15 protein-coding genes and 1 pseudogene are annotated in these 26,094 nt (G+C 70.4%); 9 read left to right on the forward strand and 7 right to left on the reverse strand.

Translation table 11 applies throughout. The features are described 5' to 3' along the window. Window positions 1-322: 322 nt before the first annotated feature. Window positions 323-1,408 carry a succinyl-diaminopimelate desuccinylase gene (dapE, locus tag QSK32_RS39285; RefSeq protein ID WP_285474773.1) on the reverse strand — a complete coding sequence of 362 codons (1,086 nt, stop codon included), beginning with the start codon at window positions 1,406-1,408 and terminating at the stop codon, window positions 323-325. Between the two features lie 89 nt (window positions 1,409-1,497). Here dapE and argH point away from each other — a divergent pair, with 89 nt between their 5' ends. After that, on the forward strand, window positions 1,498-2,949 hold the full coding sequence (argH, locus tag QSK32_RS39290; protein ID WP_045743138.1) for an argininosuccinate lyase: 1,452 nt from the start codon (window positions 1,498-1,500) through the stop codon (window positions 2,947-2,949). A 171-nt stretch (window positions 2,950-3,120) separates the two neighbouring features. Here the strand turns inward: argH and QSK32_RS39295 are convergent, their stop codons facing one another. After that, a complete protein-coding gene (locus QSK32_RS39295) occupies window positions 3,121-4,161 on the reverse strand; it encodes a LacI family DNA-binding transcriptional regulator (RefSeq protein ID WP_045743214.1) in 1,041 nt (346 codons plus the stop codon). Between the two features lie 395 nt (window positions 4,162-4,556). Here QSK32_RS39295 and pulA point away from each other — a divergent pair, with 395 nt between their 5' ends. After that, on the forward strand, window positions 4,557-9,809 hold the full coding sequence (gene pulA / locus QSK32_RS39300) for a pullulanase-type alpha-1,6-glucosidase (RefSeq protein WP_285474774.1): 5,253 nt from the start codon (window positions 4,557-4,559) through the stop codon (window positions 9,807-9,809). On the opposite strand, the gene QSK32_RS39305 is transcribed toward pulA, so the two are convergent. Genes QSK32_RS39305 through QSK32_RS39315 form a run of 3 tightly spaced genes read right to left on the reverse strand, consistent with a single transcriptional unit; the run spans window position 9,810 to window position 15,608 of the window. After that, on the reverse strand, window positions 9,810-12,200 hold the full coding sequence (locus tag QSK32_RS39305) for a bifunctional diguanylate cyclase/phosphodiesterase (protein WP_045743136.1): 2,391 nt from the start codon (window positions 12,198-12,200) through the stop codon (window positions 9,810-9,812). Between the two features lie 28 nt (window positions 12,201-12,228). Continuing rightward, the gene (locus QSK32_RS39310; RefSeq protein WP_285474775.1) at window positions 12,229-14,508 is read right to left on the reverse strand and encodes a putative bifunctional diguanylate cyclase/phosphodiesterase; all 2,280 of its coding nucleotides are present in this window, start codon (window positions 14,506-14,508) and stop codon (window positions 12,229-12,231) included. Between the two features lie 59 nt (window positions 14,509-14,567). Continuing rightward, on the reverse strand, window positions 14,568-15,608 hold the full coding sequence (locus QSK32_RS39315; RefSeq protein ID WP_285474776.1) for a hypothetical protein: 1,041 nt from the start codon (window positions 15,606-15,608) through the stop codon (window positions 14,568-14,570). Window positions 15,609-15,842: 234 nt separating this feature from the next. Here QSK32_RS39315 and QSK32_RS39320 point away from each other — a divergent pair, with 234 nt between their 5' ends. Further along, window positions 15,843-16,865 (forward strand): extracellular catalytic domain type 1 short-chain-length polyhydroxyalkanoate depolymerase, encoded by a 1,023-nt coding sequence (locus QSK32_RS39320; RefSeq protein WP_285474777.1) that lies wholly within the window; start codon window positions 15,843-15,845, stop codon window positions 16,863-16,865. A 1,143-nt stretch (window positions 16,866-18,008) separates the two neighbouring features. Here QSK32_RS39320 and QSK32_RS39325 read toward each other — a convergent pair. Next, a pseudogene (locus tag QSK32_RS39325) lies at window positions 18,009-18,480 on the reverse strand (hypothetical protein); the annotation flags it as partial. Between the two features lie 202 nt (window positions 18,481-18,682). After that, window positions 18,683-20,134, reverse strand: a complete 1,452-nt coding sequence (locus tag QSK32_RS39330) for a PucR family transcriptional regulator (RefSeq protein ID WP_285474778.1) — start codon at window positions 20,132-20,134, stop codon at window positions 18,683-18,685. A 114-nt stretch (window positions 20,135-20,248) separates the two neighbouring features. Between QSK32_RS39330 and QSK32_RS39335 the strand changes: the two genes are divergently transcribed. Genes QSK32_RS39335 through QSK32_RS39360 form a run of 6 tightly spaced genes read left to right on the forward strand, consistent with a single transcriptional unit; the run spans window position 20,249 to window position 26,010 of the window. After that, window positions 20,249-21,544, forward strand: a complete 1,296-nt coding sequence (locus tag QSK32_RS39335) for an aldehyde dehydrogenase family protein (RefSeq protein ID WP_285474779.1) — start codon at window positions 20,249-20,251, stop codon at window positions 21,542-21,544. Continuing rightward, window positions 21,541-22,554 (forward strand): ABC transporter ATP-binding protein, encoded by a 1,014-nt coding sequence (locus QSK32_RS39340; protein WP_285474780.1) that lies wholly within the window; start codon window positions 21,541-21,543, stop codon window positions 22,552-22,554. The genes QSK32_RS39335 and QSK32_RS39340 overlap by 4 nt, the downstream gene beginning before the upstream one ends. Continuing rightward, window positions 22,544-23,743, forward strand: coding sequence for an ABC transporter substrate-binding protein (locus tag QSK32_RS39345; protein ID WP_045743129.1), 1,200 nt, complete (start codon window positions 22,544-22,546; stop codon window positions 23,741-23,743). Before QSK32_RS39340 ends, QSK32_RS39345 begins: the two co-directional genes overlap by 11 nt. 1 nt (window position 23,744) lies before the next feature. Next, window positions 23,745-24,566 carry an ABC transporter permease gene (locus QSK32_RS39350; RefSeq protein ID WP_045743128.1) on the forward strand — a complete coding sequence of 274 codons (822 nt, stop codon included), beginning with the start codon at window positions 23,745-23,747 and terminating at the stop codon, window positions 24,564-24,566. Next, the gene (locus QSK32_RS39355) at window positions 24,563-25,378 is read left to right on the forward strand and encodes an ABC transporter permease (protein ID WP_045743127.1); all 816 of its coding nucleotides are present in this window, start codon (window positions 24,563-24,565) and stop codon (window positions 25,376-25,378) included. The genes QSK32_RS39350 and QSK32_RS39355 overlap by 4 nt, the downstream gene beginning before the upstream one ends. A 47-nt stretch (window positions 25,379-25,425) precedes the next feature. Further along, window positions 25,426-26,010, forward strand: coding sequence for a hypothetical protein (locus QSK32_RS39360; protein WP_285474781.1), 585 nt, complete (start codon window positions 25,426-25,428; stop codon window positions 26,008-26,010). Window positions 26,011-26,094: the final 84 nt, after the last annotated feature.

Raw genomic sequence — 26,094 nt, forward strand, 5'->3', positions numbered from 1 at the left:
TCGCCACGGCTGACGGGGTGTGTTGAGTTATGGCGTGCTGCGCGCCCGAAGTCGCCACGGCTGACGGGGTGTGTTGAGTTATGGCGTGCTGCGCGCCCGAAGTCGCCACGGCTGACGGGGTGTGTTGAGTTATGGCGCGCTGCGCGCCCCAAATCAACACGGCTGCCGGGGTGTGGTGATTTGAGGCGTGGAGAGCGCTACGTGCCCAAGTCACCACACGGCCGTTGTCCACGAAACGTGTCCAGCCGTCGTCAACCCGGCGCAAGGCCGGGAGGGCCGGCCCACATCCGGCCCGATCCCACCGGCGAGCGGCGACCCGGACTCAGGAGAGCCAGGTGGTCAGCACTTTGAGGGCCTGCCGGACCTCGGCGGACGGCACGTGCTCGTGGTCGGTGTGCGCCAGCAGCGGGTCGCCCGGACCGAAGTTGACCGCCGGGACGCCCAGGGTCGCGAAGCGGGCCACGTCGGTCCAGCCCAGCTTGGGTGCCGGGGTCCGGCCGACCAGGTCGACGAACTCCTTGGCGGCGGGCTGCTCCAGGCCCGGCCGTGCGCCCGGCGCCGCGTCGGTGACCTCGAGCTCGAAGCCGGCGAACACCTCCCGCAGGTGGGCCTCGGCGGCAGCCACGTCCCGGTCCGGCGCGAAACGGTGGTTGATGTGGATGGTGCACAGATCGGGGATGACGTTGCCGGCGATCCCGCCCTCGATCTTCACCGCGTTGAGCCCCTCGTGATATTGCAGGCCCTCGACGACCGGCTGCCGCGGCACGTAGGCCCGGAGCACGTCGAGCACCGCCCCCGCGCTGTGGATCGCGTTGCTGCCCCGCCAGGACCGGGCGGCGTGCGCGGCCACCCCGGGCACCGTGATCTTGATGCGCATGGTGCCCTGGCAGCCGCCCTCGACCGTGCCGTCGGACGGCTCACCGAGGATCGCGAAGTCGCCGGCCAGCCACTCGGGATGGTTGCGCACCAGGCGGCCCAGGCCGTTGAGCTTGGCCGCGACCTCCTCGTGGTCGTAGAACACGTAGGTCACGTCGTAACGCGGCTCGGCCAGCGCGGCGGCGAGGTGCAGCATCACGGCCACGCCTGCCTTCATGTCGACGGTGCCCCGGCCGTGCAGGATCTCGTCGTCGCCCGTGCCGGTGGTGGTGACCGGAAGGTTGTCCTTGATCGGGACGGTGTCGAGGTGGCCGGCGAGCACCACCCGGGTCGGCCGTCCGAGGCTGGTGCGGGCCACCACGGCGTCGCCGTCACGCAGCACCTCGAGGTGCGGGAACGCCGAGAGGGCGGACTCGACGGCGTCGGCGAGCTGTTTCTCCTCGCTGCTGACCGACGGGATGTCGCAGATGGCGCGGGTGAGGGCGACCACGTCGCCTGTCAGGTCGAGGTCGGTGGGATCGAGGCTGCTCATGTTGCAACTTTATCATGCTGATAGTATTTTTATGCAGCCAGGCCTCACGCTATGCATGAGGCTCTCAGCGATAGGGTCAGGGAAATACAGTGAGCGACCGAGGAGACGGTGTGCCGGAGAGCGACGAGCCGACGCGGCTCTGGGGAGCGCGTTTCGCGGGCGGCCCGGCCGAGGCGCTGGCCCGGCTGAGCGTGAGCGTCCAGTTCGACTGGCGCCTGGCGCCCTACGACCTGCTCGCCTCCCGCGCGCACGCCCGGGTCCTGGCCAACGCGGGCCTGCTCGACGCCGACGAGCTGGGCAGGATGCTCGCCGCGCTGGATGACCTCGACGCCGCCTGCGCGGCCGGCGAGTTCCGTCCCACGATCGAGGACGAGGACGTGCACACCGCCCTGGAGCGGGGGCTGCTCGAGCGCCTCGGCGCGCTCGGTGGCAAACTGCGGGCCGGCCGGTCCCGCAACGACCAGGTCGCCACCGACCTGCGGCTCTACATGCGTGACCACGCCCGCGGCGTGGCCGTCGCGCTGATCGAGCTGGCCGACGCGCTCACCGAGCAGGCCTCCCGCAACGTCGACACCCCGGCGCCGGGCATGACCCACGTGCAGCACGCGCAGCCGGTCAGCTTCGGCCACTGGCTGCTCGCGCACGTCCAGCCGCTGCTGCGCGACCTGGAGCGTCTGCGCGACTGGGACGTCCGCACCGCGATCAGCCCCCTGGGCTCCGGCGCGCTCGCCGGCTCGTCCCTGCCGCTCGACCCGGCGGCCGTCGCCAAGCAGCTCGGCTTCACCGCCCCGGCGGCCAACTCGATGGACGCCGTCGCCGACCGTGACTTCGTCGCCGAGTTCCTCTTCATCACCTCGCTGATCGGCGTGCACCTGTCCCGCCTCGGCGAGGAGATCGTCCTCTGGACCTCGACCGAGTTCGGATGGGTCGAGCTCGACGACGCCTTCGCCACCGGGTCGTCGATCATGCCGCAGAAGAAGAACGCGGACATCGCCGAGCTGGCCCGCGGCAAGAGCGGTCGCCTGGTCGGCGGCCTGGTCGCGGTGCTGACCATGCTCAAGGGCCTTCCGCTCACCTACGACCGGGACATGCAGGAGGACAAGGAGCCCGTCTTCGACGCGGTGGACACCCTGGAGCTCCTGCTGCCGGCCCTGGCCGGGATGATCTCCACGATGACCGTCCGGGTGGACCGCCTGGCCGCCGCCGCACCCGTGGGCTTCTCGCTGGCCACCGAGGTCGCCGACTGGCTGGTCCGCAAGGGCGTGCCGTTCCGCGACGCCCACGAGATCACCGGCAAGCTGGTGGCCCTCTGCTCGGCCCGCGACTGCGAGCTCGAGGACGTCACCGACGACGACCTGAAGACGGTCAGCGAACACCTCGACCCGTCGGTGCGCGAGGTCCTCTCGGTCTCCTCGGCGCTGGCCGCCCGCACCACGCCGGGCTCCACCGGTCCCGGCCCGGTCGCCGACCAGCTCGCCGTCGTGGAGCACAAGCTCGACAACTGGCGTCAGTGGGCCGTCGAGCAGGTCGTTCCCCGCTGAGTCCGGCTGTCACACCCCGGCGGTGACGTGCCGCCATGCCGTTCGCGCTTCCCGTGTCCTGAGCCTCCGAGGTCAACCCGCGCCGTGGTGGCATTCCCGCCCGGCCGATACACCCGGATCCCCAGGCGCGGGAGGCCAGGCAGGTAGCCGCCGACCGGGGCCGATGCGGCCCTAGGCGGGCGCTGCCAGGGACGCGTGGGCCGGTGCGATGGCTGTCGAGTTGCGCACGACGAGTTCCGGGTGGAAGAGATATTCCGAGTGTGGCGCCCCATGCCCGTTGATCTCGTCGACCAGGGAGCGCACCGCGGCCACCGCCATCGACGTCACCGGCTGGCGCAGCGTGGTCAGCGGCGGATCGGTGAACGGGATCAGCGCAGAGTCGTCGAAGCCGACCACCGACACGTCCTCCGGCACCCGCAGCCCCCGGCGCCGTGCGGCCCGGATCGCGCCGAGCGCCATCATGTCCGAGGCGCAGACGATGCCGGTCACGCCCTGGGCGAGCAGCCGGTCGGCGGCGACCTCGCCGCCTTCCACGCCGAACAGGGTCAGTGAGATCCACGAGTCCACGTCGGCGCCGGAGAGGCCGGTCTCCCGTTCCATCGCGGCGCGGTAGCCCTGGATCTTGCGCTGGGTGTTGACGAACCGGTTCGGGCCGGAGATCAGGCCGATCCGCCGGTGGCCGAGTGCGAGCAGGTGGGAGACGGCCAGGTCGCCGGCGAGCCGGTCGTCGCAGGACACGAAGGGCGCCTCGAGGCCGGCGGCGAAGCCGTTGACCAGCACGATCGGTAGTGGACGGTCGAGCAGCCGCTGGTATCGGGACCGGTCGGAGGTGGTGTCGGCGGAGAGGCCGGACACGAACACGATGCCGGAGACCTGCCGGTCGAGGAGCATCTCGACGTATTCGTCCTCGGTGACGCCGCCGGGGGTCTGTGTGCAGAGCACCGGCGTGTATCCGTGCTGGGCCAGCGTCGACTCGATTACCTGCGCGAACGCCGGGAAGATCGGGTTCTCCAGCTCGGGGACGACCAGGCCGACCAGGCCGGCGCTGCGCTTGCGGAGGCGTTCCGGGCGTTCGTAGCCGAGGACGTCGAGCGCGGTGAGCACGGCCTGCCGGGTCTCGGTGGAGACGCCGGGGCGGTCGTTGATGACCCGCGACACCGTCGCCTCACTGACCTGGGCCTGTTTGGCGATATCGGCCATTCGCGCACGCATGGTCCCACTGTAGTGCTCGGCGGTCTGCCCCGGCACGGCGCTGAAAGGCCTTCCAAACGCTGCAAGGGATTGCTAACGTCCCGGCAACAGAACCGATACGCGATTGTCTATGTCTTCGAATCGGAAGGTGCGTTGTGGCGCCGAACCTGTCCCGACGCGGCCGGCTGGGTGCCGCGCTGCTCGGTCTCCTTCTTCCCGTGATCGCCGTTCCCGCCGCCGCGACCGCGGAGCCGGCCGCGACGCAGGCCGCAACAAAGGCCGCAACAAAAGCCGCAGCAGGGGCCGCAACAAAAGCCGCAGCAGGGGCCGCAACAAAAGCCGCAGCAGGGGCCGCAGCAAAGGCCGCAGCGGGGTCCGCAGCAGAGGCCGCAGCAAAGGCCGACCCGAGCGCGGCAGTGATCGCCTCCTGGGGCTCCGACCGGCCTGACCGGCCGTCCGGCGGTGAACAGTTCTATTTCGTCCTGCCGGACCGGTTCGCCAACGGTGACCCGCGCAACGACACCGGCGGCTTGACCGGCGACCGGCTCACCACCGGTCTCGACCCCACCGACAAGGGCTTCTACCACGGTGGTGACCTGAAGGGTGTGATCGACCGCCTCGACTACATCCAGGGGCTGGGCACCACGGCGATCTGGCTTGCCCCGGTCTTCGAGAACAAGCCGGTGCAGGGTACGGGTGACGACGTGTCAGCCGGGTACCACGGGTACTGGATCACCGACTTCACCCGGGTCGACCCGCATTTCGGCACCAACGCCGACCTGAAGCGTCTGGTCGGGCTCGCGCACGCCCGGGGCATGAAGATCTTCCTGGACATCATCGTCAACCACACAGCCGACGTCATCAAATATGCGGAAAACTCTTACGCGTACGTGGATAAGTCGGGGAAGCCCTATGTGGACGCCGAGGGCCAACCGTTCGAGGATCGAAACTACGCGACCGCGAAAACCTTCCCACCGATCGGCAAGTTCCCTTATACGCCGATATATCCGCAGGCCTCGGATCGGACGGCCAAGACCCCGGCCTGGCTCAACGACGTCACGATGTACCACAACCGCGGCGACTCCACCTTCGCCGGAGAGAACAGCGAGTACGGCGACTTCTACGGCCTCGACGACCTGTTCACCGAACGCCCCGAGGTCGTCCGGGGCATGACGAAGATCTACGCCGACTGGATCGGTGACACCGGCATCGACGGCTATCGCCTGGACACTGTCAAACACTCCAACCTGGAGTTCTGGCAGCAGTGGGCGCCCGGCATCGAGGCGGCCGCGACGAAGGCCGGCAAGAAGGACTTCTTCATGTTCGGCGAGGTCTACAGCGCCGACCAGGAGATCGAATCGACCTACGTCCGGCGCGGTGGTCTGCCCGCGACGCTGGACTTCTCGTTCCAGGAGACGGCGAAGGGCTTCGTGACCGGGGCGAGCCCGGCCACCGCCCTGCAGGGTCTGTACGCCGAGGACGACCTCTACACCGCTCGGGACACCGGCGCGGACCGTCTGCCCACTTTCCTCGGCAACCACGACATGGGCCGGATCGGGTCGTTCATCGCGGCTGCCGCATCCGCCGAGACGCAGCTCAAGCGGGATCAGCTGGCGCACGAGCTGATGTTCCTGACCCGCGGCCAGCCGGTCGTCTACTCCGGTGACGAGCAGGGCTTCACCGGGCCGGGCGGTGACCGGGACGCCCGGCAGGACATGTTCGCCAGCCGGACCGCGGAGTACCTGGACGACGACCTGATCGGCACCGACCGGACGCACGCGGTGGACAACTTCGACACCGCGCATCCGGTGTACCGGACCATCGCCGGCCTGGCGAAGCTGCGGAGGGCGCATCCGGCGCTGGTCGACGGCGTGCAGGTCACCCGGTACGCGGCCGAGGGGCAGGGCGTCTTCGCCACCTCCCGGTTCGACCGGTCGAAGCGGACGGAGTACGTGGTCGCGGTCAACAACGCGACCACCGCGCAGACCGTCACGTTCCCGACGTCGACCACCGGCACGTTCACCGCGATCTACGGGAACAACGGAAGGATCGAGGCGAACAACAGGATCACCATCACGGTCCCCGCCCTATCAACTGCGGTTTACCAAGGCCAAAAGGTAAAGATCCCCACAGAAACACCCACGATCGCCCTCACCGCACCCCGGGACACCACCCGCGCCGAGATCGTCGCGGAGACCGGAACCACCGACCCGCTGGCCACCGTCACCTTCGCCGCCCAGGTGGCCGGCGGCGCGTGGCAGCTGCTCGGCACCGCGACCAGCGCCCCGTACCGCATCCACCACGACCTGACCGGTCTGGCCGGCAACACCGAGGTCCGATACAAGGCGGTCGTCCGGGACAGCCGGGGCCGCCTCGCCGAGGCCACCACGAAGATCGCCGTCGGCACCCCGGCACCGACCACCTCAGCCGGGTACGCGGTGGTCCACTACCAGCGTCCGGCGGGCGACTACGACGACTACGGCCTCTACGTCCGGGGTGACGTCGACCCGTCGATGACGACCACCTGGCCGGCCGGGCAGCCGTTCGCCGGCGAGGACTCCTACGGGCGGTTCGCGTACGTCAAGCTCAAGCCCGGCGCCCGGAGTGTCGGCTTCATCGTGGTGGACAAGGACGGGGTGAAGGACGTCGACGCCGACCGGACGATCGACGTCGGCGCTCACCCGGAGATCTGGTTGAAGCAGGGTGACCCCACGATCCACGAGTCCGCGGATCCCGGCCCACCCGCGGACGATTCGACAGCGGTCATCCACTGGCGGCGTGCCGACGGGAACTACGACGGCTGGGGTCTGCACGTCTGGTCCGGTGCCGCGAACCCGACCGACTGGGCGAGCCCGCTGCTCCCGTCCCGGATCGACTCCTACGGCGCGGTGTTCGAGGTGCCGCTGGCGGCCGGGGCGACCTCGCTGAGCTACATCCTGCACAACGGCGACACCAAGGACCTGCCCACCGACCAGTCGCTCGACCTCGCCCGGGCGGGACACGAGGTGTGGCTGCTGGCCGGTCAGGAGACGCGTCTGTTGCCGCTGGTCAAGACGGTGGCCGGGGCCGGCGAGATCGACGTCGCGAAGTCCCGGGCGGTCTGGATGGACCGGTCGACGATCGCCTGGAAGACCGGCACCGGCAGCACCCTGGAGCCGGTCGGCGCGAACACCGACGGCAGGGTCTACGACCTGGTCTGGTCGCGGACCGGCGGCATCGGCGTCGCCGGTGGGGAGCTGACCGGCGCCTACCGGAGTGCCCGGCTGTCGGCCCGCCGGACCGGGATCACCGAGGCGCAGCGGGAGCGTTTCCCGCACCTGTGGCAGCACGGCGCTTTCACGCTCACCGGGAAGAACGACGTCAAGGACATCCTGCGCGGCCAGGTCGTGGTGACCGAACGCGACGCCGACGGCAAGCTGCTCTCGGCGACCGGCGTGCAACTCGCCGGGGCGCTGGACGACCTCTACGCGCCGGCCGCGGACGCCACGCTCGGCCCGCACGGCGACACCGTGTCGGTCTGGGCGCCCACCGCGCAGAACGTCGACCTGGAGCTCCACCCCGGGGCGGTGGCGATGACCCGCGACGACCGGACCGGAATCTGGTCGGCACGGGCCCCGGCCGGCGCCGAGTACACGTTCCGGGTCACCGCCTGGCAACCCGCGTCCGGCCGGATCGTCACGGCATCGGTCTCCGACCCGTACTCGACGAATGTCTCGACCGACTCGGCCCGCAGCCGCCTCACCGACCTGACCGACCCGGCGCTCGCGCCGGAAGGCTGGAAGACCCTGCGCAAACCGGCCGCCCAGGCGTCCGCGAAGGCGCAGATCTCGGAGCTGTCGGTGCGGGACTTCTCGATCGCCGACACGACGGTCTCCACCGAGAAGCGGGGAACCTTCGAGGCGTTCACCGATCCCGGGACGGCGGGGATGACGCATCTCGCCGCGCTCGCCGGATCCGGCGTCACCCACCTGCACCTGCTGCCGGCCTTCGACTTCGCCACCATCCCGGAACGGCGCGCCGATCAGCAGCGTCCGCCCTGTGCCCTGGCAGCGCTGCCGCCCGATTCCGATCAGCAGCAGGACTGCATCGCGAAGGTCGCGGCCACCGACGGATACAACTGGGGATACGACCCGCTGCACTACACGGTCCCGGAGGGCGGCTACGCCGTCGACCCCGACCAGCGCATCCGTGAGTTCCGCTCGATGGTCACCGGGATCAACAAAGCCGGCCTGCGCGTGGTGATGGACGTCGTCTACAACCACACCGCGGCGGCCGGGACGGACCAGAAATCGGTGCTCGACCAGATCGTGCCCGGTTATTACCACCGGCTGCTGGACGACGGCTCGGTCGCGGACTCGACCTGCTGCGCGAACACCGCACCGGAGAACACCATGATGGGCAAGCTGGTCGTCGACTCGGTCGTCACCTGGGCGAAGGCGTACAAGGTGGACGGTTTCCGTTTCGACCTGATGGGCCACCATCCGTTGGGCAACATCCTGGCGGTGCGCAAGGCCCTGGACAGGCTCACCCTAGCCCGTGACGGGATCAACGGCAGAGACATCCTGGTGTACGGGGAAGGCTGGAACTTCGGAGAGGTGGCGGACAACGCCCGTTTCGTCCAGGCGTCCCAGACCGAGCTGGCTGGCAGTGGCATCGGCACCTTCAACGACCGGCTGCGCGACGCGGTCCGGGGCGGGGGACCGTTCGACGAGAATCCGCGGGTGCAGGGCTTCGCCTCCGGTCTGGCCGGCGCCCCCAACGGCGACCCGGTGAACGGCACCGCGGCCGAGCAGCAGGCCCGTCTGCTGCACCAGCAGGACCTGATCAAAGTCGGTCTGTCCGGGAACCTGGCCGGCTACCGCTTCCCGTCCTCGGTGACCGGCGGGACCGTCCGCGGCGATCAGGTCGACTACAACGGCGTGCCGGCCGGGTACACCGCGGCGCCCGGCGAGGCGATCACCTATGTGGACGCCCACGACAACGAGATCCTCTACGACGCCCTCGCCTACAAGCTGCCGCAGGGCACCACCGCGGCCGAACGGTCCCGGGCCCAGTCGGTGGCGCTGGCGACCACCGCGCTCGGGCAGGGCGCCGGATTCGTCACCGCCGGCAGCGAGCGCCTGCGGTCCAAGTCGCTCGACCGCAACTCCTACGACTCGGGGGACTGGTTCAACGAGATCCTCTGGGACTGCGCGGCCGGCAACGGGTTCGGCAAGGGCCTGCCGCCGCGGGCGGACAACGAGACGAAGTGGGGGTACGCCCGCCCGCTGCTGGCCGACCCGGCCCTGAAACCGGACTGCGCCACGATCGGGTCGGCCGACGCCCGCTACCAGGAGTTGCTGCGGATCCGCCGGTCGTCGCCGGTGTTCGGCCTGCCGACCGCCGCCGAGGTGCAGAAACGGCTGTCGTTCCCGGCCGCCGGCACCCCCGGGGTGATCACCATGCGGCTGGACGGCCGGGGCCTGGACCGGCAGTGGCAGTCGATCACCGTGGTCTTCAACGCCACGCCGTCGACGGTCACCGAACGGGTCCCGGCGCTGGCCGGCAGGAAGGTCGCCCTGCACCCGGTGCAGGCGGCGTCCGCGGATCCGCTGGTTCGCACCTCGTCGGTCACCGACGGGGTCCTCTCCGTCCCCGGCCGGACCGTGGCGGTGTTCGTCGAGAAGTGATCACACGGTGGCGGCCGAGAGCCGGGCGGCCAACTGCTCGGCCGGCTCCGGCCGTCCCATGAAGTAGCCCTGGGCGAACTTGCAGCCCATCATCGTGAGCAGGGTGAACTGCTCGGCGTCCTCGACACCCTCGGCCACCACCCGCAGGCCGAGGGTGTGCCCCAGCTGCAGCACCGCGGTGAGCAGCTCCTGCTGGCGCAGGTTGCCGACCAGCCCGGTGATGAACGACCGATCGATCTTGAGGACGTCGACCGGGATGTCCCGCAGATAACCCAGCGACGAGTACCCGGTGCCGAAGTCGTCGATGGCGATCCGGACGCCGAGCGCGCGCATCTCCCCGAGCCGTTCCGAGGTCACCGCGATGTCGCGCATCATCACCGTCTCGGTCAGCTCCAGCACCAGGCAGTGCGGGGAGAGACCGGTCTGCGCCAGTACGTGCCGCACCTGATCGACCAGGTCCGGCTGTTCCAGGTTGGCGGCCGACAGGTTGACACTGACGAACGCGGGCGCGGTCCGCGGATCCTCCTCCTGCCATCCGCGGACCACCCGGCACGCCTCCATCAGGATCCACCGGTCGATGTCCACGATCATGCCGGTCTCCTCGGCCAGCGGGATGAACGAGCCCGGCGCCTGCAACCCGCGCTGCGGGTCCTGCCAGCGGACCAGCGCCTCCACACCGACCATCTGCGAGCCCGGCATGTCCACCACCGGCTGCAGGTGCACCCGCAGTTCGCCGCGCCCGACCGCGGCCCGCAGCCGGGCCTCCTGATCCAGCCGGCGCAGCAACTGCTCGTGCATGCGGGTCTCGAACACGCAGAACCGGTTGCGTCCCTGCTCCTTCGCCGCGCACATGGCCACGTCCGCGTTGCGCACCACCTCGTCGGCGTCCGCCGCGTCCGACGCGTCGACCACCGTCCCGATGCTGACGGTGAGCTGCGCCTGCCGGCCGTGCAGCAGGAACGGGCGGGACAGCACGTCCATGCAGTCGCGGGCCACCGCCTCGGCGAGCGCCGCGTCGGCCGGCTCCAGCAGCACGGCGAACTCGTCGCCGCCCAGCCGCGCCACGGTGTCCTGCGGCCGGACCAGCGCGGCGATCCGTTCCGCCGCGGTCCGCAGCAGCACGTCGCCGTTGTTGTGCCCGAGGCTCTCATTGACCCGTTTGAAGCCGTCCAGGTCGAGGTAGAGCACCGCGATCCGTTCACCCGCCGACCGGGTCCGGACCAGCGCGTGCTCCACCCGGTCCAGCAGCAGCTTGCGGTTGGGCAGACCGGTCAGCCCGTCGTGCAGGGCCTGATGCCGCAGGTCGAACTCGAGGGCCCGCTGCCGGCTGACGTCACGCAGCACGATCACCGCGCCGATCGGCCGGCCGTCCTTCTCGATGGCGCTGACCGTGTACTCGACATGCACCGCCGTACCGTCGGGGCGCTGCACCCGGGCCTCGCGGGTGCCCACCGTGAGCGTCTCGCCGGGTTCCGGCAGCAGGATGGTGGCCTCCCGTTGCAGCAGCCCGTGCACGCCGAGGCCGGTGATCCGCCCGGCCGCCTCGTTGGCGAACGCGATCCGCCCGGCGCCGTCCACGCCGCAGATCCCCTCGCCGGCGTTGGCCAGGATGCTGTCGGTGTACTCCTTGGCCAGGATCTCCCGGGCCGACCGGTCCAGCTGTTCGGCCATCGCGTTGAACGCCCGGGCCAGCCGGCCGATCTCGTCGCGGCCGTCCGGCGGCACCCGGTGCGTGTAGTCGCCGCTGCGGATCACACCGACCGCGCCGGTCAGCGAGGTGATCCGGCGGGTCACCGAACCGCCGACCAGGAAACCGAGCAGCAGCACCAGGCCGGTGGTGACGAGCGCGCTGACCAGGATGATCATCTGGGCGTGCCGGGCGCCGCCGACCATCTGTTCGTACAGCGGGGTGTACTCCAGGATGATCGCGCCCAGGGTGATGCCGGCCGCGGTGTACAGCGGCACCACCGCCTGCTTGACGGTCCCGCCCTCGACGAACACCCGGGGTGTGCCGTCGGCGATGGTCGCGGTCACCTGGTGCCCGGTGTCGCCGCGGTACACCGAGCCGACGGTGGTGGCGTCGACGTCGGCGATGATGTACTCGGCGTAGTCGACCACCAGCAGGTCACGGTGCTGCACGGTGTGCATCCGCTCGAGATAACGCTGCAGCGCGGTCGGCGTGTAGTACAGCGGCGACGGGATGTCGTTGGCCTCGGCGGTCGGATAGCCCTGCGCGATGTCCAGCGCCACCGACTGGGCCAGCTGCACGGCCTCCTGGGCGGCGGCCCGTTCAGCCGACGCCTGCTCGGCGTGCCAGGCGATCAGCGCGGTGGCCGCCACCAGGAGCGCCACCAGCAGATATCCGCCCAGCAGCTTCTGCCGAACCGTCATGCGCACCTTCCCCCGACTGACACATCGGTCAGGAGAGTGACACGCTGACCGTTTCCTGCGTGGTCAGCAGCGCGGTCAGATCGGCTGCGGGCATCGGACGGGCGAAGTGGTAACCCTGGGCGAACCGGTAACCGGCCTCGTGCAGACGCCGCGCCTGGTCCGCGGTCTCCACCCCCTCGGCGACCGCGTGCATGCGCAGGCCCCGGGTGATCCCGATCAGGCCGTCGACGATCACCGCCTGCGGGCTCTGCATGGTCACCCCGTCGACGAACGACTTGTCCACCTTCAGCCAGCTGACCGGGCACTCGACCAGCAGACTCAGCGACGAGTGTCCGGTGCCGAAGTCGTCGAGCGCGATCCGGACACCCATCGCGTCCAGCCGCCGGACCGCGTCGAACGCGATCCCGGTGCCGATCACCGCGGTCTCGGTCACCTCCACCACCAGCAGCGCCGGGTCCAGCTCGGCCGCCGCCAGCAGGGCCGCCACCTCCTCCGGGAAACCGGGCTCGCTGAGCTGCCGGGCGGACACGTTCACGCTGACCTTGCCGGGGGCGGTGTCACCGTGCTCGGCACGCCACCGGGCGGTCTGCCGGACCGCGTGTTCCAGCACCCAGCGGCCCAGCTCGACGATGTAGCCGTTGCGTTCGGCCAGCGGCACGAACACCGCCGGCGAGACCATGCCATGCTCCGGGTGCCGCCAGCGGACCAGCGTCTCCACCCCGGCCAGCCCGCCACCGGGCAACTCGACGATCGGCTGGTAGACCAGGGACAGTTCGTCGCGGGCGATGGCCTGCCGCAGGTCCGCGGCGAGACGGGCGTCGAGGTCGGCCATCTGGTCCATGATCGGGTCGAACCAGGCGCGCCGGCCGCCGCCGGTGCTCTTGGCGGCGTACATCGCGACGTCGGCCCGGCGCAGCAACTCGATGGGGGAGTCGCCGGGCACACCCGAGGTGACGCCGACACTGACCCGGGGCGCCATCTCGTGCCCGTCCACCAGCACCGGCTCCTGCACCGCGGCGAGCAGCCCGCGCAGCAGTCCCTCGGTGGCGGCCTCGTCCATGCCGGGCAGCAGCAGGGTGAACTCGTCGCCGCCGAGCCGGGCGACGGTGTCCTGCGGGCGCAGCCGCCGCCGCACCCGGTCACTGATGGTGCGCAGCAGGTCGTCGCCGGTGTGGTGCCCGAACCGGTCGTTGACGTCCTTGAAATCGTCCAGGTCGAGAAGCGCCACGACCACCGGTTCGCCGGCGGTCAGCCGGGCCGAGACCTCCTCGAGGTACGCGTGCCGGTTGCCGATCCCGGTGAGCGGGTCGTGGGTGACCTCGTGATCCAGCCGGTCGAGCAGTGCCGCATTGGTACGCAGTGTGGTGATCTGGCGCAGCACGACGAGCCCGGTCAGGACGGTGACGGCGAGCGCCATCAGCGTCTCGTCCCCACCCCGCGGGATCTCGATCTTGAGCAGGGCGGCGTAGAGCACGGCGATGGCCAGGTAGGGCAGCAGGCTGAACCGTCGCGGCGCGGTACGCACGGTCCCGCCCCCGGCAGCCGCCCGCCGCTGACGGCGGGCGGCCAGGACCACCCCGAGAAGCGTCAGCGGGTACGCCAGCAGGCCACTGGTCAGGTGCGTGCCGGGAAGGACCGGCGCGAGGGCCCCGGCGGTCCCGGACGCGGCGACCGCGGCCGCCAGCAGACAGAGCGAACGGCGGTCCAACTGTCCGGCCCCGGCGAACGCGATTTTGACGAACGGGATCAGGCAGAGCACCGACACCAGCGTGACCATCAGCGCCGACAGGGACACCTCGGCCGGATGCCCGGACTCCGGCGAGAGATGCCAGATCAGCACCGACCCGGTGAGCAGCACGATGCCGGTGTCCAGGCCGAACCGCAGCCAGTCGCCGGAGCTGCGCTGCCAGGCGGGCAGCCGCAGCAGGGTCCACATCACCACCACCGTCGACGCGCCGAACATCATCAGCGTGAACGGGCTGAGTTCCACCGGGATCGTCCCGCCGGACACGTCGGCCATGTTGCCGATCGAGGCGGGCACGAGGAGCGCCGCGCCGACGGACAACCCGGCCCAGAAGCGGCGGGTGTCCCGGTCCAGCCGGGCGTCCCGGGACGTCCGCCGGCACTCGTACCAGCCGAGGGCCGGCAGCAGCGGCAACGCCAGCCAGCCGATCAGCGGATGTTCCCAACGGTGGGACACCCCGGCGGCGAACCAGCTCAGCGGGAACACACAGAGCACCAGGACAGCCACCATCGGCAGGTCGAACCGGCGATGGCCGGCGGCTGCTTCCGGCTTCGGGAGGGACATGGCCGCAGCATCGGCCGTCCCGGCGCCGAGGTGAGGCGAACGCCCCGGGGACTGCGGGCTCAGCCGTCGAACACCTCCCAGTCGAGGCCGAGTTTGCGCAGACGGCGCAGCAACGACCGGTGCCGGGCGCCGACGTACACCTCGTACCAGTCGGCGTCGTCGTCACCGACCAGCACCACGATGCCCGGCCCGACGTAGAACCGGGACCGCGCGCTGGGCCACCGCATCGGCTTCATCGGCACCTTGCGCAGCGGCGCCACGATCCGTTTCACCTGCGCCTTGTCGACGAACGCCATGCCGCCGGGCGACGAGTCCATCGCCGCGTGACTCAGGGCGGACAGCAGCAGATACCCGGCGAGACGTTCCCGTTCCCGAAGCGGCCGGTCGCTGAGCCCGTGGTAGTAGACCGGCGGATTCCGCGCACCCTCCTCCATGAGCAGGGTGAAGACCCCGTCCCCCTCCTGCCCGAAACCGAGCGTCCCCTCCGGCAACTCCGGCGAACTGATCGGTTCCGGCCAGATCCGGGTGGACACCCCGTACACCTCAGGTCGCCCCGCGGCGGCCCGGTAGAACGCCCGCAGCGGCTCCGGCCCGTCCCCCGCGGGCGTGGCGGCGGCCGGCAGGTCCCCGTACCACCCGGCGACGAACTGTTGCAGCGCCGCCTCCGGCTCGCCCGGCAACAGCTCGACCCAGTCCACGTCGGGTTGCGCCGGTGGCGGCGCGGTCGGGCGTACCCGATCCAGCAGGTCGTAGGTGAGCGGCGCATCAAGATAAAGCCCGAGATCATGGAGTACGCCACGCCGGTGCCCCATCCGGACCACCCGCGCGCCGCCGAGCGCCAGGCACCCCTCCGGCAGCCGCGCGAACGCCACCACGGGAACCCGCCCGCCGTCCCCGATCAGCAGCTTCTCCACCTGCCGGGGAAACGGCCCCGACACGGACACCTCGTCCGCGGTCCGGAACCCGCCGTCGACGATCACCACAAGGGCATCTGCGCCGACCCCGAACACGGCCCGCCCACCCTGCCGCGCCGCCGCACCCACCCCGGCGGCGGCCAGCGCCACAGGCTCGGCGACAACAGACCAGAGACGGACATCCACCGACTCACGGTAAGCGTCGCCCGCACCCGTCCCACACCGGGTTGGATCTTCAACCAATAGACAAGAACCGACACCCCGGGTACGCCACCAAGCCGCGATCCTCTGCTGTCGGCCGGTCCCGCTTCGCTGCAGTCGGCCGGTCCCGTTTCTCAGTTGTCGGCCGGACCCGTTTCTCTGCTGTCGGCCGAACCCGATCCGAACCGAACCCGAACATCCGGCGCGAACGATGCCCCCATGCCCACTCCCGTTGCATCCCGGGCCCTCGCCCTGCTGATGTCGGCAACGCTGCTCGTCTCCGGCTGCTCGGCACCCACGGATCCCACCCCGGACCCGTCCCAGCCCCAGCCCCCGACGGCCTGGCAGATCCCGGTCGGCAGCACGGCCCACGAACTGCGCGTAGGCGACCTCGACCGTACCTATCGGACGTACCGCCCGAAGAACCTGTCCGAGACCCGCCCGGCCCCACTGGTGCTGGTCCTGCACGGCGGCGCCGGAAGCGGACGACAGGCCGAGAACTCCTACGGCTGGGACGCCCAGGCCGACACCGGCGGTTTCCTCGTCGCCTACCCCGACGGCGTGGGCCGCTCCTGGAACGTCGGCCCCGGCTGCTGCGGCCCCGCCGCCCGCGACGACGTCGACGACGTGGCCTTCGTCAAATCCGTCATCGCCGCGGTCTCCCAGGGCGCACCCCTGGACCCGGCCCGCGTCTATGTCACGGGCATCTCCAACGGCGGGATGCTCGCCTACCGCCTGGCCTGCGACACCACCCTCTTCGCCGCGGCGGCCCCCGTATCCGGCACCCTGATCGGCGACTGCCCCCGACCAGCCCCGCTCTCCATCCTGCACATCCACGGCACCGCCGACCGTTCCGTCCCTTTCGACGGCAGCCCCGGCAAACGCCACAACGGCGGCACCGGCCGCATCCCCCTCAACCTCGACGGCCCCGCAGTCCCGGACCTGATCGCCTCCTGGCGAGCCACCGACAACTGCCCCGCCCCGACCTCCACAGCGAGCACTCCACCACCCGCCAAAGGTGGAGACACCGGAGAAGAGAGCGCCAAGGAAGTGGTCACCCGGCTCACCGCCGACTGCCCCGGAGGCCGCACCGTCGAACTGATCACGATCGCCGGAGCCGGACACCAGTGGCCCGGGGCTCCCGGCCCCAGCCAGGCAGCCATCGACCTCCTGGACCTCGACCCACCCTCCACCGCCCTGGCAGCCACCCCCACAATCTGGCAGTTCTTCGCCAACCACTGAAGTGGCAATCACTGAAGTGGCAATCACTGAAGTGGCAATCACTGAGGGCGCAATCACTGAAGTAGCAACCGCTGAAGTAGCAACAACTGGAGTCGCAACCGCTGAAGCCGAAACAACTGGAAAAACATCAACCTCAGGTTCGAGGCCAGACGAATCGGCGCATGGGAAAAGGATTCCCTCCGCCGGGGAGTCCTCTGGATCGCAGCCAGGGGAGAGCGGAGGGAGAGTCGAAAAAATGGATGGTGAATCGCTGTCGTCCCGAGAAATGGAATCACCACAACGTGGAACCAGGGAGGTGTCACGCTCCCGAGCATCCTGATCCGCCCGGCGGCCAGGGTTGACAACGAGACGGCCATCCTCCCTGTTCAGCAAGCCAAGCCGCAGCCGGCGAAGCCGCTCACCGTGCCGCTGAGTCAACCCCCAGGCCCGATGACGCTCATGCTCACGACGAAAATCCTCAGCCGCCGGAGAATAGCGCCGAGACCGGGTCCGATCCCGCATTCCAGCCAGCTGCTCCCTGTTGAAAAGGCCTAGCTGCCCCATGCGAACAATTGTGCCCCATCCCGCCCGCCAAAGGTTCCCACAAATAAACTCGATCATGCCAACTTGTCGATCACTAAAATCGAGAAGTGCAAAATGATCGTGGAAATCTTTGATGCGTGACGCCAGGCACACCGACCCACACTCGGCGTGACCGATCCGCCCGGATCGGGACGTCACCGCAACGGACCTCGCAGGCCTTGGGGTCCATCCCATGAAAGGCACCCAGCGGGAGGCGGGCGAGGGGTGCTGGTTGTGCTGGGTGGGTGAAGGAGTGCCGGGCGAGGGGTGCTGGTTGTGCTGGGTGGGTGAAGGAGTGCCGGGCGAGGAGAACCGGTTGCGCTGGGTGGGTGAAGGAGTGCCGAGCGAGGAGAACCGGTTGCGCTGGGAGGGCCTCACAGGATGAACCCCAAGACGCAGGACGTTCCTGACGGCGACGTCCCGGCCCGGGTGCCCCGCTCGGCCTCCTGCCGAGAGGCCCGCCTGACGTCGCCCTTTCGACATCGAGCCTCTTTCATCCTGAGCGAGCCGGGTTCTCGACGACGACGTAGCGGCTGAGATCGGTGACGGCCAGGGTGCGGCGTGGTGCAGGACCCCGTTGGGTCGGCCTGCCGCATCGGCTATGACATGTACGTTCATTCCGTGGCGGCGGTTTCTCCCGAGTGGTGGGGCTTCTGGTCGGTGGCCCGGTCGATCGGAGGAGGGTGCCGTTGAGGATCACGGAGGCGAGCAGCCGGATCCTGTTCGTCGCAGTTACGTCGTCGGTGGCGGCGAGCGGGTGGGTGCCGTGCGGAGGTAGCGCCGGGCGGAGGTAGCGCCGGGCGGAGGTAGCGCCGGGCGGAGGTAGCGCCGGGCGGGTCGATACCTTGCGGACGTAGCGCCGGGCGGAGGTCACGCCGTTTTTGAAATCGCAGGCCAGGCGGGTCAGGTTGTCGCCGTTGCGCAGGTGGGCCAGGGCGGGCGGGGCTTGCCGGCCGGGGTCGAGGCGCCGCCATCGGGACCGGCGCTGGTTGCGGTGGGCCTGGGTGAGTCCGGCGTGAGTCCCGGCCTGAGCTGGGCGGACGGGCTCGCCCAGTTGCGAGGTGGTTCAGGCCGCGAGTGGAGCGGCGGGGTGGGACAGCACAGCGAGGCTCCCGGTTTGGGGCATCGTGCTTACCGGGAGCCTCGTCCTATGTCGACTCCGGCCCTCCGGCCCTCCGGCCCTCCGGCCCTCCGGCCCTCCGGCCCTCCGGCCCTGCACTGTCACGATGAAGGAGAAGCTGTCGAATTCATGCTTTTCAACTCTCCAGCCGCGCGGCTGCCAGCGCCAACCAGAACTGCACCCGGTCCGCTGTGCCCGACAGCGAGCGCCCGGTCAGCCTCTCGATCTGTTCCAGGCGGTAGCGGACCGTGTTGCGGTGGACGATCAGTTGTTCGGCGACCGCCGCCACCGAGCCGTTGGCGTCCAGGAAGGCGCGCAGTGTGCTGACCAGCGCCCCCGCGTGGGCCGCGTCGAACTCGCGCAACGGGCGCAGCACGTCCCGGGCCAGGTCGCGCAGCGGCACGTCCTCGCTGGCCAGCAGCAGTCCGGAGAGGCTCATCTGTTCGCGTTCGTTGATGCCGGGTCCGCGGTTCATCGCCTCGTGCGCCTCGTAGTAGCTCCACCGTAGGCCTGTCATCCCGGCGTACCAGCCGCCGATTCCCACCCGGGCCTCGTCGCCGTTGCGGCTCAGGTGGGCGTGCATCAGCCGGGCCGCCTCCCGGGCGTGCTGCCCGGGTTCGAGCACGGCGATCAGGCAGTCCTCCACCACGGCGGTGGTGGCGCCGGCCAGTGGTGGACTCCGTAGCAGCCCGCTGTCGCCGGCTGCTGTCGCCACCAGCAGCGCGTGTTCGTCGGGTCCGCGGATGCCGAACGGCAGCAGCCGTCGTTCGGCTTCCGGGGCGCCGATGATGCCGCGGACCAGATCCTCGATCACCTGCCCGGCCAGCCGGCGTTTCCCGGCGAGTTCCGCCTGGCGCCGGGCCAGTTCCAGACCGACGAGCGAGACGGCGTACGGCAGAACGTCCGCCGACCGTCGTGGCCGCCTGCAGCACAGGTGAGCGACGACGGTCTCCTCCACCGTGATCGGCAGGATGGTGGGCTGCCCGGAGGTGCCGGAGCGGGTCGCGAACAGGATCTGTTCGACCGGCCAGGCCGCACTGGCCGGGGCGGTCGCCAGCACCGCCCCGTAGAGGTCCACCACCATCGCCGGCGCTCCCAGGATCTGGTGCAGCGAGTCGATCAGCGCGCCCAGTCCGCGCCCGGAGAGCAGCGACCGGGCCAGGGTGTCGTGTTCGTCGAGCAGGTCCGCGAACCGTCCGTATTGTGCTTCCAGGATCCGGTCGGCGACGAACCGGTCGACCGCGATGAACGGCGTCGAGTACGGGATCTCCAGCACCGGCAGCCCGCGGTTGCGTGCCTCCGCCAGGGTGCCGGCGGGGATGCGGTCGTGGCTGAGCCCGATGCCGAATCCGATGCCGGCGGCGCGTCCGTCGGCGAGGCGGGCGACGAATTCGCGCTGTGACCGGGCGGACCGCTGCCGGAGTCCGGTGGTCAGGACCAGTTCCCCACCGGCCAGGAAGGGGCGCGGGTCGGCCAGTTCGGTCACCGCGACCCAGCGGACCGGCCTGGTCAGGGCGGTCTGGTCGCCGTCGGCGAGCCGCAGCCCGAGGTCCGGGTCGGCGAGCACGTCGGACAGACGCAGCGTCATGGCCGGACTGTACGGCCGCACAACGACTTCGCGTAAGGACTGGACCACTGTCCATTTACGAGTGACCCTCGCCACCCCTACGGTGGCCGGAAGCCTGTTGCGGGAGGTCGACAAGTGTTGCAAGTCCCGGCGCGCATCGGCGGCCGCCCGGTGGGCGCCGACGAGTGGATCGAGGTGCGCAGTCCGTTCGACGGCGCCCCGGTCGCCCGGGTGCCCGCCCTCTCCGCGGAGCACGTCGCGGAGGCCGTGGCGCGGGCGGGCGGCACGGATTGTCAGCGCGCCGAGGTTCTGGAACGGGCCGCCGATCTGCTGGCCGACCGGACCGAGGAGTTCGCCGTCACGGTCACCCGGGAGGCCGGCACACCGATCGTGGTGTCCCGGGCCGAGGCGGCCCGGGCCGTCGCGACGTTGCGGCAGTCTGCCGCGGATGCTCGCAAACCTGCCGGGCGACCGGTTCCGATCACTGAGCCGGATCAGCTGGGCATGATCGTGCGCCGCCCGGTGGGGGTGGTCGCGGTGCTCACCTCGCACGATTCCCCGCTCGGTGCGGTGGCCCGCCGGCTGGGTCCGGCGATCGCCGCGGGTTGTCCGGTGGTGCTGAAACCGGCGACGTCCACGCCGGTCTCGGCGGTACGCCTGGTGGATCTGCTGGTCGAGGCCGGGCTGCCGGCGGATGCCGTCGCGGTGCTCACCGGCACCGGTCCGGTCGCCGGTGTTCCGCTCGTCTCGCATCCGGTTCCGGCGGTCGTTGCGTTCGCCGGGAGTGTCGCCGCGGGTCAGCGGGTCCGGGCGGCGGCGGTCGGCAAGCGGGTGCTGTGCGAGCCGGACGCGACGGTCCCGTTGCTGGCCGGTCCGGGTGCCGATCCCGGCCGGGTGGTGGCGGAGTTGCTGCGGGCCGGGTTGCACGGTCGCTGGGTGCTGGCCCACCGTGAGGTCCACGACGGGGTGCTGCACCTGTTGAGGGAGGCTGTGGCGTCGCTGCGGGCCGGTGATCCGCTCGACGCGCGTACCCACATCGGCCCGATGATCTCGCCGGAAGCGACCGCGGAGGCCGAGCGGCACCTCGCCGCGGCCCGTGACGCGGGTGCGGAGGTGACCGGCGGCGTCCGGGAGGGATCAGTTCTCACGCCGGCGGTGGTGGCCGGTGCGCCGGGCCGTCCACAGTTGTCCGGGCCGGTGGTCGCGGTGACCCGGTTCACCGACCTCGACGAGACGATCGCGCAGGTGAACGGCGCTGCCGTCCGTCCGCGGGCCGGTGTCTTCACCCCGGATCTGGCGGCGGCGCTGCGATCCGCGCACGCCCTGGATTTCGACGAGATCCAGATCAACCGCAATCCTTCGGGGTACGCCTCGAACGACGGCCTGGTGGACGCGTTGACCGAGCGGCGAATCGTGATGGTGACCCCATGAGTGTTCCGGCGATCAGGCTGACCGGCCTGCGCAAGTCCTTCGGCGCCGTGGACGCGGTGGCCGGTGTCGACCTGGAGATCGCCGACGGCGAGTTCTTCTCGATGCTGGGGCCGTCGGGTTCCGGCAAGACCACGGTGCTGCGGATGATCGCCGGGTTCGAACTGCCCACCGCCGGCACGGTCGCGCTGGCCGGCCGGGACGTGTCCCGGCTGGCCCCGTTCGAGCGGGACGTCAACACGGTCTTCCAGGATTACGCGCTCTTCCCGCATCTGAGTGTGGTGGAGAACGTCGAGTACGGGCTGAAGGTCCGCAGGGTGCCCAGGCGCGAACGCCGGGATCGGGCGGTACGGGCGCTGCACTCCGTACAACTGCACGGTTTTGAATCTCGGAAGCCGGCGGCGATGTCCGGTGGCCAGCGGCAGCGGGTGGCTCTGGCCCGGGCGCTGGTGAACCGGCCGAAGGTGTTGTTGCTTGACGAACCGCTGGGTGCGCTCGATCTGAAGTTGCGGGAGCAGATGCAGGTCGAGTTGAAGGCGATCCAGCGGGAGGTGGGCATCACGTTCGTCTTCGTGACCCACGACCAGGACGAGGCGCTGACCATGAGTGACCGGGTGGCGGTCTTCGACGCCGGCCGGGTCGTGCAGGTCGGTACGCCGGAGGAGGTGTACGAGCGCCCGGCGTCCCGGTTCGTGGCGGATTTCGTCGGAACGTCCAATGTGTTCGCCGGTGAGCTGGCCAGAGCGCTCGTCGGGCGTGACGGAACATTCGCCATCCGTCCCGAAAAAGTCGACATATCCGCCGAGGGCGTCCCGGGCGTCGTTGCGGAAGTGATCTACGCCGGACCGGTGACCCGCTACCTCGTGGACCTCGACGCCGGCGCCCGGATGGTGGTGGTCGAACAGAACCGGCGCCCCGGACGCGAACGAGGGCAACGGGTCCGCCTCGACTGGCACGACGAGCACGTGATCGAGATCCCCTTCAGTGGAAAGGACGGCTCGGATGCGCACTAGGTGGATGACCGCGGCGCTGGCGGCCGGCGTGCTCACGCTCGCCGCCTGCGGTGGCGGTGGCGACGACACGAGCGGGGGCAGCGGGCCGGGCGGCCTGGAACTGCCGAAGATCGACAAGCTGGCGTCCGTCGGGGCGGGCGAGGGCGTGGTCAACATCGTCTCGTGGGCCGGGTACGTCGAGGACGGCACCACGGACAAGGCCGTCGACTGGGTGACCGGTTTCGAGAAGGAGACCGGCTGCCAGGTCAACAACAAGGTGGCCGGCACCTCGGACGAGATGGTCACGCTGATGAAGACCGGCGAGTACGACCTGGTGTCGGCCTCCGGTGACGCGTCGCTGCGCCTGATCTACGGCGGCGACGTGGCCCCGGTCAACACCGACCTGATCGCCAACTACCGAGACGTCTTCGACGGCCTGAAGAACAAGCAGTGGAACGCGGTGGACGGACAGCCCTACGGCGTGCCGCACGGCCGGGGCGCCAACCTGCTGATGTACCGCACCGACACGGTCACCCCGGCGCCCACCTCGTGGAGTGCGGTGTTCGACCCGGCCTCGCCGCACAAGGGGAAGATCACCGCGTACGACTCGCCGATCTACATCGCGGACGCGGCGGTGTACCTGATGGCGACCAAGCCGGACCTGGGCATCACCAACCCGTACGCCCTGGACGACACCCAGTTCCAGGCCGCCGTCGACCTGCTGAAACAGCAGAACGAGCTGATCGGCGAGTACTGGTCGGACTACACCAAGGAGGTGCAGGCGTTCAAGGCCGGCAACTCCGTGCTCGGCACCACCTGGCAGGTCATCGCCAACCTGTCCAAGGCCGACGGCGCGCCGGTCGAGGCGATCCTGCCCACCGAGGGCGCGACCGGCTGGTCCGACACCTGGATGATCGGGGCGAAGGCGGCCCACCCGAACTGCGCGTACCTGTGGATGAACCACATCATCTCGCCGGAGGCCAACGCCGGCGTCGCCGAATGGTTCGGCGAGGCGCCCGCGAACAAGCTGGCCTGCGCGGTGACCGTCGCCAAGGATCACTGCGCGACGTTCCACGCCGACGACGAGGCCTACTTCGGCAAGGTCTGGTACTGGACCACGCCCCTCGCCCGGTGCGTGGACGGGCGTACCGACGTGACCTGCAAGGACTACTCGGCCTGGACGCAGGCCTGGACGACGATCAAGGGCTGACGTGCGCCGCTACCTACGCCTGGCGGCCCTGCTGTCGGCACCCCTGCTCTGGCTGGTCGTCGCGTACCTCGGCTCGCTCGCGGTGCTGCTGGTGTCGGCGTTCTGGACGGTGAACGGCTTCACCGGCGGCGTGGTCCGGGAGTTCTCGCTCGCGAACTTCCGGACCATCCTGACCGAGGAGGTCTACCGCAACGTCACGCTGCGCAGCGTCGGTGTGGCGGCGTCGGTGACGGTGATCTGCGTGGTGCTGGCCGTGCCGATGGCGTACTTCATGGCCAAGGTCGCCTCGCGGAGGTCCCGGCCCTGGCTGGTGATCGCGATCCTCACCCCACTGTGGGCGTCGTACCTGGTCAAGGCGTACGCCTGGCGTGTCCTGCTGGCCCCCGGCGGTCCACTGGAGTCGCTGTTCGGTGTCACCGCGGGGTACGGGCTGCCGGCCACCGTGCTGGTGCTGGCGTACATGTGGCTGCCGTACATGATCCTGCCGATCCACGCCGGGCTGGAACGCCTCCCGGACTCCCTGCTGGAGGCCTCGGCCGACCTGGGTGCCCGCGCCGGCCGCACGTTCCGCGCCGTGGTGCTCCCGATCATCGTGCCGTCGATCTTCGCCGGCTCGATCTTCACCTTCTCGCTGTCGCTCGGCGACTACATCACCGTCCAGATCGTCGGGGGCAAGACCCAACTGATCGGCAATCTCGTGTACGCGAACATCGGCGCCGCCAACAATCTGCCGTTCGCCGCCGCGATCGCCTGCATACCCGTCCTGATCATGGTGATCTACCTGGTCGCGGTCCGCCGGTCCGGTGCCCTGGAGGAGTTGTGACGCTGTCCGTACCGGCACGCTGGGCGTTGCGCGCCGTCATGGCACTCGGCCTGGCCTTCGTCTACGTGCCGCTGCTGCTGGTGCTGGTCAACTCGTTCAACGGCGACCGGACGTTCGCCTGGCCGCCGCACGACTGGACCACCCGCTGGTGGTCGGCCGCCTGGGCCAACGAGGGCGCCCGTCAGGCGCTGGTCACCTCGGTGCAGGCGGCTCTCGGCGCGACCGCGATCGCCCTGGTGCTCGGCACGATGGTGGCGTTCGCGGTGCAGCGTTTCGCGTTCTTCGGCCGGGACACCCTGTCGCTGCTGATCGTGCTGCCGATCGCGTTGCCCGGCATCGTCACCGGTATCGCACTGGACAGCGCGTGGCGTTCGGTGATGGGCGAGCTGGGGATCGGCAAGGGGCTGTTCTCGGTGGTGGTGGGGCACGCGACGTTCTGCGTGGTCACCGTCTACAACAACGTGCTGGCCCGGCTGCGGCGTACCGGGACGAGCCTGGAGGAGGCCTCGGCCGATCTGGGTGCCGGGTCCTTCCGGACTTTCGTGTACGTGACCTTCCCGCTGCTGCGGTCGGCCTTGCTGGCCGGTGGGCTGCTGGCGTTCGCGCTCTCCTTCGACGAGATCATCGTGACCACGTTCACGGCGGGTCCGGGCGTCACCACCCTGCCGATCTGGATCTTCAACAACCTGTTCCGGCCGAACCAGGCGCCGGTGGTGAACGTGGTGGCCGCGGTCCTGATCGTGCTCTCGGTGCTGCCGGTCTGGCTCGCCCAGCGGATGGCCGGACCGGCCGCGGGCACGAGCCGTACCTGACGCGAGTGAAACTTGTCCCTTTTGGTCGTTAACTGCATAATAGTTCCATGAAGCCTGTATTGCCGCTTCGGGGCCTGGTGCTGCCCCTGCTGGTGACGGGAGTTCTGGTTGCCGCGTGCAACAACGGCATTCCCGGTGTGGTGACCCCGGCCGGCCCGCCGGACGGCATCGAACTCGACCCGACCCCACCCCTGGCGCTGCCCGCGACCAGCGAACCCGCCGCGGTGACCGCCGGTGCGGGCGGCACGGCCCGCTCCACCGGGCAGGGACCGGCGCGCCGGGGACTGGGCCGGGCCGCGGTGGAACGGGCCGTCCTGGACGGCGGGGTGACCGCGGCGCGCGGCGTCGTCACCCCGGCCCCGGCCCGGACCACCGCCGCACCGCCCCGCGTAACGGCGACCGTGATCCCGTCGCCGACGACCGCCGGCGTGCAGCCGCCGGTTCCGACACCGACGTCGCTGCTGACCGACCCGCCGGTGCCGACCCCGGCGAACCCGAACCCGAGCGCCAGCACCGAAGCGACGGTCCTGCCACCGCCGGGACCGCCCACGGCGACGGTCCTGCCCCCGTCCGGTGCCCCCACCCCGACGGTGTCCGCGCAGGTCACGGCGGGAGGCGGCGGTGGCGGCTAGGGTGCCCGCCACCCGTCGCGCCGCCCGTCCCGCCCGTCCTGCCCCTCCCGCCCGGGAAGCCGCGCCCTCCGGCTCCTCCGTCGA

Origin of the sequence: Actinoplanes sp. NBRC 101535 (genome assembly GCF_030269225.1) — a bacterium.
GTDB classification, from domain to species: domain Bacteria; phylum Actinomycetota; class Actinomycetes; order Mycobacteriales; family Micromonosporaceae; genus Actinoplanes; species Actinoplanes rectilineatus.